Consider the following 14,537-nt stretch of genomic DNA (forward strand, 5'->3'; position numbering starts at 1 on the left):
TTTATGAGAACAGCGCCATGAATGAACAGTATTTCAGTTTGTTTTTAGGGGAAAGGAATAAGTGATGAAGGCGAGAGATCGGTCTTGAACTGATGAAAATGATAGAGGTGTTTTTTTCTTAAGGTGTCTTTTTTTCTTAAGGTGTCTGTCCTTGTAATACAGCCCTGACCGGGGGAAGTCGCAGGCAGACGAAACACCCCCGAGCCGTCACAGCCCGGGGGCTTTCGTACATCAGGATGAAAACTTCGCGAAGACTTCCGCTTCCGTCAGATCCTCAGTGTCGTTGCTGAAGGAATAATAAGTGGGTTTCTTATCGATGAAGATTTGCTGATCCATCTCCAGCTTATTTTCCTGATCCAGCAAGCCTGCCGGAACCATGTACTGGCCGGTTGGCTTCAGGAAGTAGAACAGGTGTGTGCCGCACTGTTTGCAGAAGCCGCGTTCAGCCCATTCTGAAGACGCAAACCGGGTGATGTTCTCTTCACCGGTCAAGGTCACTTCAGTGCCCGCAGCCACCGCAAGGAACGGGCCGCCGCCCCATTTTCTGCACATACCGCAATGACAGGCTTCTGCATGCAGCGTCCCGCTGGTTGAGGCCAGTCCGACTTTACCGCACAGGCAGTGCCCCTGAAGATGTTGTGAGGGTGTCGTTTCAGACATGATGATCTCCTGATTGAAATGCTTCAAATAGCATAATGGAATTATTGTGTGAATGCCCAGTGCTGATTCACACCACACTCAGAAACAAACGCCGGATCATGGCTGACCAGAATATAGCTGCCCTGATGCTGATTCAGCGCCTGCGCCATCAGCGCTTTTCCTGCCAGATCCAGATGATTATCCGGCTCATCCAGCAGCAAGAGCCCTTCCTGATACTGATGGCTTACCACCAGCATCGCCAGCCGCATCCGCTCGCCGCCACTCAGGGTCGAGACCAGCTGCGTCACCCGTTCGCGCCGGAAACCAATGCAGGCGGCCAGCGTTCTCAGCTCACTGGCCGGATACGCCGGACACAAACGCAGCAGGTTTTCCAGAATACTGTCGTTCAGGTTCAGCAGGGAAAAATGCTGGTCGAGATAACAGACCGACCCGTGTCTTTGTACTTCGCCGCTTTTTGCCGGTAATTCACCAAGCAGGGTTTTCAGCAGGGTCGATTTCCCCATTCCGTTATCCCCTTGCAGGTGAATTTTGTCACCGTACCAGACACTACGGCTCACCGTTGGTACTTTCCCCCGCACAAGTGCCAGTTCAGTGAGAGTCAGTAAGCGTGCACTTTGCTTTCTGACCGCTTCTGTACTGAAGCTGAGGGGTTTAGCCGGATCCACTTTCGCCTGAAGCGTTTTGAGCTTTTCTCTGACCTGAGTCAGTTGCTGATCCTGCTTCTGTTTCCGGGAAGATGCCGCGCTTTCGGCACTGTTTTTCTGAAAATCCAGCAGGAGTTTAGACTGACTGCTACTGCGTCTGTCCCGGTTACCGGAAGCCGCCCGTTTTTGCGCTTTCTCTTCATTGCGCTGATGCTGCCGGGTCAGGCTGGTCATTTGCTGCTTCGCCTTCGCCAGCCCGTTGGTCAGCGCCTGTGCCTCCTGCTGCTTTTGCAGTCGGTAATCGGCAATATCATGCCCGTAGCACGCCAGCCCGGTATGACTGAGTTCATAAATGCAATCGGCCAATTTCAGCAATTGCTGATCATGGCTGATCAGGAAGATCCCGCCGGAAAAATCTGTGATCTGTTGAGCCAGCCAGGCCCTGCCCGCCTGATCCAGATGGTTTGATGGTTCATCCAGAATCAGCAGCCCGGCTTCACTTTGAAAACACAGCCACAGACGCAGCCGGGTCAGCTCTCCGCCACTGAGATTTGAACATTGTTGCCAGGGATCATCCGGTAGTCCCAGTGCTTTCAGTTGTCGCGAGAGCTGAACCGGTAAATCCCACTGGTCGTTCACGGCCTCAAAATCGGCCGGGTCGCAACTGCCTGCTTCAATACGCGACAGCGCCTGTAAGCAGGTGTCCAGACCCAGCGCTTCTGCCACGGTGCCGAGTGCAGACAAATCTGCGGTCTCGGTGAGCTGTGGCAGAACGACAATATTACTGTCAGCGGTGATTTTCCCTTCATCCGGCTGACGCTGACCGCTCAGCACCGCCGCCAGCACCGATTTGCCGCTGCCGTTTTTACCGACGAGTGCCGTCACTTCCCGCTGAAGTGTGATTGATAGGTCAGAAAATAATGGCTCGCCGTGCGGGAGCAAAACAGTGAGTGATTGTGCGTGCAGTAATGTCATATCGACCTCCTGTGCAAAAGCAGGGAGCGGCATGACCGTCAGAAGTGATATTACGGAGATGTCTGAACATGATCGTCGCGAAACAACAAGCCATCATACGAAGCGACGTACAGCCATTAATAAATGGCACAGACAAAGACGGTGAACGCCCACTAACCCTGCGGATCCAAAAATAAAGTTCAAAGGATGTCAGGGATTAGTGATTCATTGTGGCGTTCACTCCGAAAGAAAGGATGCGGGCATTAAACCACTGGATGCATAAAATCGCAAGCCGCGTGGATTCGAGTTCATGCCAATGCCGCAGTTTGAACACCACAGCCCGATCCGGTTCACAGAGAAAACAATCAGTAGCGGCGAATCAAATGGAACTGGCTAATATTAATCAGGGAGATCAATACCTTATTCTAGTCATGGCACCCACAGTGGAATGTGCCGGTCTCCGGGGTCGGCTGACCCCGGCAATCGCAAGGAGCTTTACAGGATGTTGAAACGTACCTTCAGAACCGTCATCACTACCGCAACACTCAGTGCGTGCCTGATCGCAGGGACACAAGTCGCAGGCGCACAGGCCGCAGAGAACAGGAATTATATTCTGGCTACAGCGTCCACCGGCGGCACCTACTATCCGGTAGGTGTGGCTCTGGCAACGCTCAGCAAAGTCAAGCTGGAGCCGGCCCACCAATTTTCACTGTCGGCCATCAGCTCGGCGGGTTCCGGTGAAAACGTCAAACTGATGAATGAAAACGAAGCACAGTTTGCGATTTTACAGGGTCTGTACGGTGCCTGGGCCTGGAATGGTGAAGGACAATTTGCCAACAGCGGCCGTCAGGAAAAACTGCGCTCCGTGACCATGCTATGGCAAAACGTCGAACATTTTGTGGTGCGTTCCGATCTGGCAAAAACCGGCACCGTCGCCGACTTATCCAATCTGAAAGGCCATAAGTTCTCCATTGGCAGCAAAAACTCCGGCACGGAAGGGTCTGGCCGCCAGATCATGAAAGGGCTGGGGGTGAATCCGGACAGTTTTAATCTGGCCTATCTGGGCTACGGTGCCAGCGCTGATGCCATGCAAAACGGGACTGTCGATGGCATGAATACCCCGGCGGGCGTGCCGGTCAGTGCCGTGACCCGGGCATTCGCTTCTCTGGGGAAAGATATCACCATTCTGTCTTTTACCGATGCACAGGTGAAAGAAGCTAATCAGAACTATGAGCTGTGGACGCCTTATACCATTCCGGCCAGAACCTATCCCGGGCAGGAAAAAGATGTTCAGACCATTGCGCAGCCCAACTTCCTGGCTGTACGGGATGATATCTCCGAGCAGGATGTCTATCTGCTGACCAAAACAATTTACGAGAACCTGCCTTTCCTGAACAGCATCCACGCGGCGACCAAAGCCATGGCGATTGAAAAAGCCATTGCCGGACTGCCCGTGCCGCTTCATCCGGGTGCGGTCAAATACTACCGCGAGGTCGGAATTACGATTCCGGAACGCTTAATCGCGAAGTAAGCTTTCAATACTAGCTTTCGATAGAAGCTTAGGGGTCAGTCCTGACTGGGCTGGCCGCCTCTTTTCACAAGTTATTTTCGAGAAGCTATGTTCCAAACGTCATATTTAGAAAATCATGTTTGAACCGAATGAGTGTACAGGATGACGCAAAACGCCAATCAACACCCTGATCCAAAACCAGACCAACCCACAGCGCAGGAAGCGCTGCAACAGTTCGAGCTGACCACACGCAGCGATTTTCCCTGGCTGACCCGTTTCATCACCGCATTTGCCGTCGTCTTAGCCGTCTTGCATCTCTGGTTCAATACCCTCTCAACCCTGTCGGAATTGTGGGTCTCCGCAACACACTTTGCCGGATTCGCCGTCATCTGCGCGCTGCTTTACCCGGCCCATGCCCGTTGGCGGCACAGCAAAATTGCGTTAGCCATCGATTTACTGATTGCCCTTGCGGCGCTGGCCTGTCTGGTCTATATCCCGCTGGCCGAAGATGCACTGTATGCCCGCGGCGTGAAATTTGTCACTGCTGACTGGGTATTTTCCCTGCTGGCGATCGCCATCGTGCTTGAGCTCATTCGCCGCACCATCGGGCTGTTTATTCCGGTGCTGATTGTGATTTGCCTCAGCTATGTGGTGCTGTGGGGGAAATGGGTACCGGGTATGTTTCAGTTTCCCGGCCTGAGCATGGAAACCCTGCTTTACCGGAGCTTTTACAGTGCCGATGGCATGTTCGGCCCGATTGCCCGCATCAGTTGGAGCTATGTCTTCATGTTCATTCTGTTCGGCGCCTTTCTGGTGCGCTCAGGCGTGGGAGATTTCATCATTGATTTATCGAAAGCCGCAGCGGGCAAAATCATCGGCGGTCCCGGGTTTATCGCCGTGCTCGGCTCCGGACTGATGGGCTCGGTTTCCGGCTCCAGTGTTGCCAATACGGTTTCAACCGGGGTAATCACCATTCCCATGATGCGCAAAGCGGGTTTTCCGGCCCGGTTTGCCGCAGGCGTCGAAGCGGCGGCATCTACGGGCGGACAACTGATGCCGCCAGTGATGGGTGCCGGCGCCTTCATCATGGCCTCTTATACGCAGGTGCCTTATGTCGATATCGTGGCAGTGTCAGTCGTACCCGCGATGATTTATTTTCTGTCCGTCGCCTTTTTTGTCCGCATTGAAGCCAAACGCAGCGGTGTGCACAAAATTGAGACCCACAGCGAGCCGTTTCTGAAAGTATTGCTCCGGGGCTGGCACAACCTGATCCCCATCGGGGTCTTGGTGGTGTTACTGGTGAAAGGCTTCACGCCGACCTATGCCGCAGGAATTTCGATTCTGTCGGTGATTGTCGCGTCCTGGCTGTCCCCGAATAAAATGGGGCCGAAAGCCATTGTCGAAGCCCTGTCGATGGGCGGCCGGAACATGGCCACGACCGCCGTGCTGCTGGTCGGTATCGGACTGGTCGTCAATGTCATCAGTACCACGGGAATCGGCAACACCTTTTCGCTGATGATCAACGACTGGGCCGGCGGCAACCTGCTGGTCATGCTGCTGCTGATCGCGCTGGCTTCGCTGATCCTCGGGATGGGTTTGCCCGTCACTGCGGCCTACATTGTATTGGGTACACTGTCGGCACCGGCGCTTTATCAGCTGATCGCTGAAAGCCAGTTGCTGGACTTACTGGTTCAGGGCCAGTTGCCGGAACAGGCTAAAGCGATTTTCATGCTGGCCGCTCCCGATCAACTGGCAGCCCTCAATGCGCCGATGCCGGTCGAAAAAGCACAAAGCCTGCTGGCGCTGGTGCCTGCCGATTTCAAAGCCATGTTGCTGGAACAAAGCCTCGGTGCCAGTACGGTCACGCTAGCCTTGCTGTCGGCACATCTGATTATCTTCTGGCTGTCACAGGACAGCAATGTCACGCCACCGGTCTGCCTGACTGCATTTGCAGCCGCGACAATTGCACGCACGCCGCCGATGCGGACTGGTCTGACGGCCTGGAAAATTGCCAAAGGACTATATCTGGTGCCGTTGCTGATCGCCTATACCGCACTCGTCAGTCATGACTGGGGCGAGGTGATTGTGATCGGTGGCTTTGCCATCATCGGCACCTATGCACTCATCGCTGCCATCGAAGGCTATCTGGAAGGTCAACTGAATGGGTTCAGCCGTCTGCTGCTGATCGCAGATGCGGTCGTTCTGCTCTGGCCCGACATCGACTGGTGGTGGCGGGCTGTTGCGGCCGTACTTTTTGCCCTGCTCTTTGTCTACACCTCTCGAAACGACCGCAAAGGCATTCAGACAAAATCTGGCCCGTCAGAGACATCGTCCCCCTCAAAACAACAAAAGGTGATGCCATGAGTCCCAATTACGACTATCTGGTGATTGGTGGTGGGATCGTCGGCGTCGCAACCGCCTGTGAACTGCAACGCCGTTACCCCGACGATAAAATTCTGCTGATCGAAAAAGAAAGCCAGCTTGCCCGCCATCAGACCGGCCACAACAGCGGTGTGATTCACGCCGGTGTCTACTATACCCCCGGCAGCCTGAAAGCCCGATTCTGTAAGGAAGGCGTACAACGCACCCTGACATTCTGCGAGCAGCATGACATCCCGGTCGAAAGTTGCGGCAAACTGCTGGTCGCAACCAATAAGACCGAACTCAGCCGGATGGCAGCCCTGTTTGAGCGATGCAAAGAAAACGGGATCGATGCTGAGCAGCTGGACGCCGAAGCACTTCGTCTGCGTGAACCGCAGATTACCGGACTGGGCGCGATTTTTGTCCCTTCGACCAGCATTGTGGATTATCGCCGGGTCACGGAAGCCATGGCGCAGGATTTTCAGGCCAAGGGCGGCCAAATTGCCCTGCACACAGAAGTGACTGCGATTGCTGAAAACGATGATGCCATCACACTCACGTGCCGCCAGCCCGGTGTTCCCAGTGCTGAGCCATTTGCCGTCAGGGGCCGTTTTCTGGTCAGTTGCGGTGGCCTGATGGCCGACCGGCTCACCCGGATGCTGGGGCTGAACACCGACTTTCAGATCATCCCTTACCGGGGTGAATATTACCGGCTTGCCGCCCGGCACAATCAGATTGTCAGACACCTCATTTATCCGATTCCCGATCCCGACCTGCCTTTTCTTGGCGTGCATTTAACCCGGATGATCGACGGTTCCGTGACCGTTGGCCCGAATGCGGTGCAGGGCTGGAAGCGGGAAGGCTACGGACGATTCAATTTCAGCCTCAGAGACTGCGCTGAAATGCTGTCTTTTCCCGGCTTCTGGCAGGTCACGGCTAAACACCTCAAAACCGGATTGCAGGAATTCAGGGATGCCTGGTGGAAAGCGGGTTATCTGAAGCGGGTCCGAAAGTATTGCCCGAGTCTGGTGCTGGCGGATCTTGAGCCGTATCCGGCGGGGGTTCGGGCGCAGGCAGTGCTGAAAGACGGAACGCTGGTCCACGATTTTCTGTTTGCGGACAGCCCGCGCAGCCTGCATGTATGTAACGCGCCATCACCGGCCGCAACGTCCGCCATGCCGATTGCTGACTATATCTGCGATAAAGTTGCTGAAAAAATGCCGACTGGGGTGCCTGTCATCAACGCTGCTATCGACTGAGTGACCATAAAAAACACCCCAGCGAATATGCCGGGGTGTTCATGTGTTTCAAGCGTCTCAATTACAGACTCGCCATCGCGCCTTTTCCGACACCTTCATAAGCCACAACCTCCAGATGCTGGTTGTCACCGACCATTGGCTTCACTTCTGCCGCAATAAAGTGCGCCAGCAGTTCAATGGTGGTATCGGTGTGGATCATCTCGGTTTCGCGCTTGGTAATCGCCAGCTCAAACAAACCTTGCGGTGCGGTATAGCGGAAACCGTAATGGGTCTCGTCTGTCACATCCTTCGCGTGCTCGCTGAGGTTCAGTGCCGTCACGCTGACCTGATCTTCCACCGTACCCAGATAAATATCTGTCCAGCGCTTCGCCCAGTCTGCTTCCAACTGGCTGTCCCGCTGACCATCAACATAGAGTTCAATCGGTGAACGGTGCCCATGCGCAATACGCTGGCAATTGCCATCATGCTTTTTCAGACCATGGCTGTAATGATAAAAAGCGCCGTCAATCTTTTCATGTCGCAGCACCAGCTCCAGCCCCTGAACATTCTCTGGCAGCTCTCCTGCCAGCACTTGGTAAAGGTGCTCAGTCACAGTGTCGATGGTAATGGCTTCGGCTTCGACTAAGCAGTACGCCTCTTCCGGACAGTGCAGATGAATACTTTGATCGCCGCGCAGCAGATCCACTGTGGCATAACCCGGGGTGGTTTCAGCGATCTGCACCGAGGGATGATTCACAGGCACCAGTAGACGGTGATCGACATATTCATCCACCAGTTTTTTGATCTGCTTTTTGACGCGACCAAAATCCAGCACCATGCTCATTTCGTTCAGCTCGCCAGACATCACCACGTCCAGTATCCAGCTGTCGCCCACCATCCCCCGTTCCGGGCATAGGTATGAGGCATCAATAACGGTGAGATCTCTGACAAATAGCTTCACGCTGACGTCCTTACTGAAATGATAGTCGTTTACGGAGCTGGGCATTATACGCGGACAGTCGAAGGAGTAAACCGAAACCCGCGCATGATATCTAATGCTCAGTAGCGATAATTCGCCGCCAGAAACAGGGAACTGACACCCCGCTGCTGAGACTGGAATTCAATTGAATTGCCCTGCGCGTCCTTTCCCTGCCAGTTTGTCATCTTACTTGGCAGCATACTGTGACGGAATCCGGCTTCCAGAGTCATGTCAGAAGACACCCGCCAGGCCAACCCCGTCTGCATCCCGAAAATAACCCCGCTCACATCATAGTCATGTTGATAATCCGAGTTGGATTTCACGCTGGCATAGCCGAGGTGCAAACCGACATAAGGTGAAAAATCTTTGTGATACAAAAAGAAGTAATCTGTGCCCAGCAAATGAAGATTCGCCTGATTCTGATAACTCAGACCGGATGACGGAAACTGGCTGTCACTTTGATGCCGTTCAAAACTGTAATAAATTCGGCTGCGTCCTTCCGGGGTGTAATAACCGAAATCAATGCCCCAGAACCCGTTTCCATCGGCATCTTTCGCGGTTTCAGTCTGGCCGGACACTGTGGCTTTATCGTTCAGCCCCATCAGGCTCACGCCCCCCCGTAACCCCAAAAAGTACCGGCTGTCTTCTTTCGGTTCGGCATCAGCCTGTTGTTCTGTGCCGGCAACAGCAGTTCCCGCCGTCGAAGGCTGAGCAAGATTGGCCTGTGCGCCCACGCTGAACAGACAGCCCACAAGCAACGCAGAAGCGAAAGGGACCATAGAAGATGTAAGAACCTGCAAAGCTGCCTCCTGAAATCACGGCTTGCCGGGCCATTGCCCGGGTATTGCCGCATCATAGCAAGTCCCTGAAATTCAGACGAGCAAAAATCTGAATCAAAACAAGGGGCAGCTACTTATCCAGTGCTTTATTCTTCCCGCAGCCAGGCCAGCGCATCCACCGGGGTATCGAAACATTTCACTTCCCCGGAAATAAACCAGTTGCCAACTTTCGCCATCACATCCATCCACTTCTTATCACTATAAATCGCAATCCGGTTAAATTTCTTTCCATGTTTCAGGCCGAGTTTCAGATCATCCCACGCCGCTTTCAGTTCCCACCCCTCGAAATCTGAACCATCAAAATACACATTCACCTTTGGATGCTCGATCCCTGCCAGCGCCTCATCAATCAGTGGCGTGATCTGCTCATAATCTTCATGAGTCAGTTTACCGACCGCTTTCAGTTCCATGAAAAAGTGATCGCCATCTCTGTCCACTTCAAAAAATAAACCATGCGTGGTTTGCATATCTGCCTCCAAAAGCCAGCGAATGAGGGAATGAAAAAGTTCAGGATAAGTGTAGTGGGGATCAGGAAAAAGTGTGGCTTTTGAATCAATTGTCGGGCCATGTGACCCGACAATGTCGCGAAAAGATCAGACGGCTGCAGTTGCGTCTCTGACTTCCGCTTTCAGTTCTTTTTTGAGAATTTTACCCGTGGCGTTCATTGGCAGGGCCTGACGAATTTCAACCTGCCGCGGATATTTATAAGCTGCCAGCTGAGTTTTCCCCCAGGCTTGTAATTCAGAATCAGTCGCTGTTGCACCTTCTTTCAGAACCACATACGCCTTCACTTCTTCGCCGTACTGCTGGCATGGAATCCCAATCACGGCCACCATTGCCACATCCGGGTGCGTCATAAACACTTCTTCGATCTCACGGGGATAAACATTGAACCCGCCACGAATAATCAGATCTTTGACGCGATCCACAATGAACAGATTGCCATGCTCATCGAAACGACCGATATCTCCAGAGTGGAACCAGCCATTGCGCAGCGCATTTTCATTTTCCTCCGAACGATTAAGATAACCTTTCATGACATTGTGGCCCCGGATGATAATTTCACCCGACTCGCCCTGAGGGAGCGGTTGATCAGTATCGTCGACAATTCGGATTTCAACGCCTTGGATTGGTTGCCCCACAGAACCGGGCAGGCGGGGTTTATCCAGATGATTGAAACTGGCAATCGGGCTGGTTTCTGACAGGCCGTAACCTTCGAGGACAGGCACACCAAACCGGGCTTCAAATGTTCGCAGCACTTCAACCGGCAAGGATGCACCGCCACTCACACCCAGACGCAAACTGGAAATATCATGATCAGCCTGACAATGGTTCAGGCCAATGTACATTGTCGGCACACCCGCAAACACCGTCACACGATGCTGCTCGATCAGATTCATCACCAGCGCCGCATCAAACCGCGGCACCAGCACCAGGGTACAGCCAAGGCTGACCGACGCATTCATGTTGACCGTCTGACCAAAGGTGTGAAACAAAGGCAGCGTCACCAGGTGGATATCATCGCCCCGCATCTGCATTAAATTCTGCGCTGCCAGCGCATTGATATATTGATTACTCTGTGTCAGTTCAGCGCCTTTCGGTAAGCCCGTCGTGCCCGAGGTATACAGAATCACCGCCGTATCTTCGGCACTCCGGGGGGCGCAGTCGCAGCTTGAAGACTGATCTTGCATCAAAGCAGACAGGGTCGGCACACCTTTATATGCCAACTGAGACTGATTGGCTGTCATCACCACCATTTGCTCACAGCCGTCGACTTTGTGAAAAGCAGCAATTCCGGCGTCTGCCATCGGCAATTCAGCCGTGCCTTCAAAACAGAAATAGAATTTCGCTTGCGAGTCCTCCAGGTGGTACTGGATTTCCCGCTCACGCAGCAGGACATTCAATGGCACAACCACTGCACCCGCTTTTTGAATCCCGTAATACACCAGCGGAAAAAATGGCAGATTCGGACAACTCAGTGCAATGCGATCCCCAGGCTGAACGCCGTTGGCTTTCAGGCCGTTGGCAATCTGACTGGCAATGGCATTGAACTGAGCGTAAGTGATCTGTATCTCGCCACAAATCATGGCGATTTTATCCGGTTGAGAAACAGCATTTCGTTGTAGTGCAGCGGCAAGATTCAGCATGGTGTTTTCCTTGTGATGTTTAATACACAACCATCTTTATGTGGGGGTCAGTTGTCACAGCTAAGATTGAAACAAAACTTTATACAAAAGATTTAATCGGACGTTCGACCAATGTCAACGACGAACGCCCGCTTTGTTAATATTTTGTGAAACAGGCGCAGCTTTGTTCCGGATATCAGAAGACCAGAAAATCAGGAGCCGGAACTCAGTTTCTCCTCCGTCTTCGCCAGCCGCTTTGATTCCAGTCGGGTTGGCGGGAAACTGATCGTCTTCCCTTCTGCCGTCAGAATTGCGATGCGCTCCGGTTGCCCCGCTTCATTCATCCAAAGCTCGCCAATACAACTGGTATTGACCAAACGCCCGTGCCCCGGCGTATCCGGATCCCGTTTCTCGATCTTCATTCTTTTACGCTTCGTCAGCCAGTTCAGCGGTGAAGACGGCGTATAGAGTAATCGGTCCATCCGCTCACAAAAGCGTAGCAGCTTCTCGGGAAACGTATTTTTAATCCCGCTGGCCGTGATCTGATAAATATGGGGACTATTTCGCCGAAAGCGCAGCTTGATGTCATAGGCAAAAGAATAGTGAACATCGCCGGAAAGGATCACAAAATTCGTTGGTGTTTTAGTATGCGTAAAAATACTCAGCAACGTATTGGCAGCGCCCGGATGGGCCATCCAGTTTTCTGCATCCACCATCAGCGGCTTGCCAAGCCAGGTCATAATGCGTTGCAGGGCTTCAATGAACTTCACACCAAACATGGGTGCCGGAGAGACAATAATGACCGCAGGTTCATGCATCAGCGCCTGCTGCATTTCTGTCAGCGCTTCCCAGTCCATCAAACCTGAAGGCTTGTTCATTTTTGACTCCGACCGCCAGCGCCGGGTGCGCGTATCCAACACCATGATCTTCGGCTGAGTCGCAATCTCGTAATGCCAGTGCTCAAAGTCATACAACAGGCTGATCATCGCATCATGATTCTCCTCCGTAGGTTGCGCGAAAAATGCCCGGGACAACGTCATAAAACGCTCGTCAAACTGGGACGGGTCGTTCCCCCATCCCTGACATAACCAGTACCCGAACAGACTGTTGCCGATGATGCGACGGGAAAAGGCATGCTGGTACACCGCCTGTTCCCAGCCCACGGTCAGATTCCAGTCATCCGTGACATCATGATCATCAAATATCATGTAGGTTGGAATGTGCGCCATCAAACGCTGCACCTGAGTCAGACCTGAAATAAAACCATCGATCTCCGTCTTTTCCCGCTGCCAGAGCTGTTGCCATTTTTCAGCCAGCACCTGCGTGCCGCACTGGAATCCTTGCTCTGCCAGCCTGCCATGATCCACTAACCGCCAGACCTGCGGCGACCACACCAGCAGGTACATCGCCAAGAATTCGCTCAGACCGATCAGATGGTTTTCACAGTCATTGGAGCTGAAAACGGGCCGACGGCGTTGAGGCAGCCAGTTGAATCCACGGGTATCCGACAACCAGTTTCCGGTATCTTCATGAACGGGCAAAATTTGATCACGCCCATACAGTTGGTGATCACTGCCTCGTAGTGCGGACAAAGATGCGTAAGCAGCATCCGGAAAATCTTCATCCGGTAAGCCAAGTAAATCAATGACCTGGCTGATGGCATCGAGCGTCGGCCCGGCGACATGATCGGCATAGATCTGGTCGCCGCTCATCATCAACAAGGCCGGACGTTCCTCAACAGCCAGCGAAGCCACTTTGTTATCTGCCGCCACCAGGCTGTCTTTGCCGGGAAAATGAGGATTCCGGCAAGAGCCATGCTGAATGTAATCCGCACGTGATTTAATCATCAGCGATAAACGTTTTTCTCCCGGATAGCATAATTCAGGCATCAGGGCACTCAGCGGCCCTTGCTGTGTCTGAATCTCATAAGCCAGTTCACAGTCCAGCGGGAACTGACCTTTGAACTGCGCCATCACAACCCAGGCTGAACGGCCAACCTGCATCTGCTGCTCAGCAGTCAGTGCCGCCTGAAAAAATGCCGCTTCTTCTGTGGCATGGAAAAGCTCGAACTGCCCGACAAGTTTCTCAGTCGTCATCATCCACACCGTTATCGACTGCGCATCACACCGCCGTAATACCGGCCCGGCGAGTATCAGCGGCAGCGTCGATTTGTCTTGTGATTCATCCTGAAAAGCTGAGCCTGATAAATCCTGTGTCTTTTTCTGATGTTGATTACTGACTGTCATGGGTCCCGAATACCTGCATCTTTTCCAGCGGAAGTCATTGTAACAGAGACACGTTCTTCTGAGGCAAACTGAATGTCAAAGCCGCATTTCTGAATCTTTCGATCCATCGTCGCCTTTATCAGCATGAAACACACCCATTTCTCAAAGACTTTATTTTCCCGGCAGATCCGAAATAAACCAGATATTTCATGAATAAAAGTTATCTATTTTTGACCTGGTACAAGTCTTTAAATCTTTATTCTTTGGTATTGCTTCAAAGAATTTATTTAATGGCACAACGGTTATGAACCTATGTTGTGGTCAAAATAATCCTAATTTAGAATATTTGTTCAACCACAACGCGTTTGGAGGAGATTGCCTCTTCCATTGGCTAAAAGAAAAACAATATTCGTCAAAGGTAAATATCAATGAGTATAAAAGCCCCCAGTCAAATTACGATTCATGACTTGCCCTCGAAAGTAAAAATAACCTTGCCAGAAGAACCCAATTCTGGTGGTGCTTCTTTTTTAATGTTTATCGGTCTGGGGATTGCAATTGTTGGCGTCTTATTTGCCATATTTGGCCCAAGTAAAATTTATTACAACGCATATGAGGGAATGACATTCATACAAACACTGCAAGCTTACCCAGGCCCGATTGCCAGTGTTGGGTTCTTGATTTGTGGTATTGCTAACTATGTCACCAACTCTGCTTTACAGGAATATCAGCAAGCTGTCGCTGAGTCACTTGAAAATGCAATTCAAATTACTGACGAGGACATTCCAGAAGGTTTCAAGCTCAGCATTGACCACCATGAAGGTGACGAGAAAGACGTTTACTATATCAGCTTAGTTGAGGCACCAGACGATCAGGTATCGGAAGAAACGTCTGAGTCAGAGCCACTGACCGCGGCAGACAAAAAATAAATTTTTACATCAAACTGCGCCAATTCATTTTTGGCGCAGTGCTTTCCACAACAGCAATCAACAATCGTAAAACGC

At 52.3% G+C, this 14,537-nt stretch carries 11 protein-coding genes; 4 read left to right on the plus strand and 7 right to left on the minus strand.

Annotation, left to right across the window (positions count from 1 at the left end):
* Nucleotides 1-231: 231 nt before the first annotated feature.
* Nucleotides 232-660: a GFA family protein gene (locus tag EA58_RS19090; RefSeq protein WP_036756698.1), complete on the minus strand. Its 429-nt coding sequence runs from the start codon at nucleotides 658-660 to the stop codon at nucleotides 232-234.
* Between the two features lie 41 nt (nucleotides 661-701).
* The gene (locus tag EA58_RS19095; RefSeq protein WP_036756701.1) at nucleotides 702-2,279 is read right to left on the minus strand and encodes an ATP-binding cassette domain-containing protein; all 1,578 of its coding nucleotides are present in this window, start codon (nucleotides 2,277-2,279) and stop codon (nucleotides 702-704) included.
* Between the two features lie 481 nt (nucleotides 2,280-2,760).
* Here EA58_RS19095 and EA58_RS19100 point away from each other — a divergent pair, with 481 nt between their 5' ends.
* From EA58_RS19100 to lhgO, 3 genes are all read left to right on the plus strand, one after another.
* The gene (locus tag EA58_RS19100; RefSeq protein ID WP_081819765.1) at nucleotides 2,761-3,789 is read left to right on the plus strand and encodes a TAXI family TRAP transporter solute-binding subunit; all 1,029 of its coding nucleotides are present in this window, start codon (nucleotides 2,761-2,763) and stop codon (nucleotides 3,787-3,789) included.
* Nucleotides 3,790-3,930: 141 nt separating this feature from the next.
* Nucleotides 3,931-6,132, plus strand: a complete 2,202-nt coding sequence (locus tag EA58_RS19105) for a TRAP transporter permease (RefSeq protein WP_051642244.1) — start codon at nucleotides 3,931-3,933, stop codon at nucleotides 6,130-6,132.
* Nucleotides 6,129-7,388 (plus strand): L-2-hydroxyglutarate oxidase, encoded by a 1,260-nt coding sequence (gene lhgO, locus EA58_RS19110; RefSeq protein WP_036756704.1) that lies wholly within the window; start codon nucleotides 6,129-6,131, stop codon nucleotides 7,386-7,388. Before EA58_RS19105 ends, lhgO begins: the two co-directional genes overlap by 4 nt.
* A gap of 61 nt (nucleotides 7,389-7,449) precedes the next feature.
* On the opposite strand, the gene EA58_RS19115 is transcribed toward lhgO, so the two are convergent.
* The 5 genes from EA58_RS19115 to EA58_RS19135 form a co-directional block, all read right to left on the minus strand.
* A complete protein-coding gene (locus EA58_RS19115) occupies nucleotides 7,450-8,328 on the minus strand; it encodes a 6-carboxytetrahydropterin synthase (protein WP_036756707.1) in 879 nt (292 codons plus the stop codon).
* 98 nt (nucleotides 8,329-8,426) lie between these two features.
* Nucleotides 8,427-9,146 (minus strand): outer membrane beta-barrel protein, encoded by a 720-nt coding sequence (locus EA58_RS19120; RefSeq protein ID WP_152548126.1) that lies wholly within the window; start codon nucleotides 9,144-9,146, stop codon nucleotides 8,427-8,429.
* A 125-nt stretch (nucleotides 9,147-9,271) separates the two neighbouring features.
* A complete protein-coding gene (locus tag EA58_RS19125) occupies nucleotides 9,272-9,652 on the minus strand; it encodes a SpoIIAA family protein (RefSeq protein ID WP_036756710.1) in 381 nt (126 codons plus the stop codon).
* Between the two features lie 126 nt (nucleotides 9,653-9,778).
* Nucleotides 9,779-11,332, minus strand: coding sequence for a long-chain-fatty-acid--CoA ligase (locus EA58_RS19130; RefSeq protein WP_036756713.1), 1,554 nt, complete (start codon nucleotides 11,330-11,332; stop codon nucleotides 9,779-9,781).
* Between the two features lie 191 nt (nucleotides 11,333-11,523).
* Entirely contained in the window at nucleotides 11,524-13,557 is a 2,034-nt protein-coding gene (locus tag EA58_RS19135; protein WP_152548127.1) for an alkaline phosphatase D family protein, read from the minus strand.
* A gap of 407 nt (nucleotides 13,558-13,964) precedes the next feature.
* Here EA58_RS19135 and EA58_RS21180 point away from each other — a divergent pair, with 407 nt between their 5' ends.
* Nucleotides 13,965-14,462, plus strand: coding sequence for a hypothetical protein (locus EA58_RS21180; RefSeq protein ID WP_051642246.1), 498 nt, complete (start codon nucleotides 13,965-13,967; stop codon nucleotides 14,460-14,462).
* Nucleotides 14,463-14,537 lie beyond the last annotated feature (75 nt).

It is taken from the genome of Photobacterium galatheae, from assembly GCF_000695255.1.
Taxonomy (GTDB): domain Bacteria; phylum Pseudomonadota; class Gammaproteobacteria; order Enterobacterales; family Vibrionaceae; genus Photobacterium; species Photobacterium galatheae.

Coding starts and splice junctions, on each gene's coding strand:
- EA58_RS19090 (WP_036756698.1), bottom strand. CDS start 660: ATGTCTGAAACGACACCCTCACAACATCTTCAGGGGCACTGCCTGTGC.
- EA58_RS19095 (WP_036756701.1), bottom strand. CDS start 2,279: ATGACATTACTGCACGCACAATCACTCACTGTTTTGCTCCCGCACGGC.
- EA58_RS19100 (WP_081819765.1), top strand. CDS start 2,761: ATGTTGAAACGTACCTTCAGAACCGTCATCACTACCGCAACACTCAGT.
- EA58_RS19105 (WP_051642244.1), top strand. CDS start 3,931: ATGACGCAAAACGCCAATCAACACCCTGATCCAAAACCAGACCAACCC.
- lhgO (WP_036756704.1), top strand. CDS start 6,129: ATGAGTCCCAATTACGACTATCTGGTGATTGGTGGTGGGATCGTCGGC.
- EA58_RS19125 (WP_036756710.1), bottom strand. CDS start 9,652: ATGCAAACCACGCATGGTTTATTTTTTGAAGTGGACAGAGATGGCGAT.
- EA58_RS19130 (WP_036756713.1), bottom strand. CDS start 11,332: ATGCTGAATCTTGCCGCTGCACTACAACGAAATGCTGTTTCTCAACCG.
- EA58_RS19135 (WP_152548127.1), bottom strand. CDS start 13,557: ATGACAGTCAGTAATCAACATCAGAAAAAGACACAGGATTTATCAGGC.
- EA58_RS21180 (WP_051642246.1), top strand. CDS start 13,965: ATGAGTATAAAAGCCCCCAGTCAAATTACGATTCATGACTTGCCCTCG.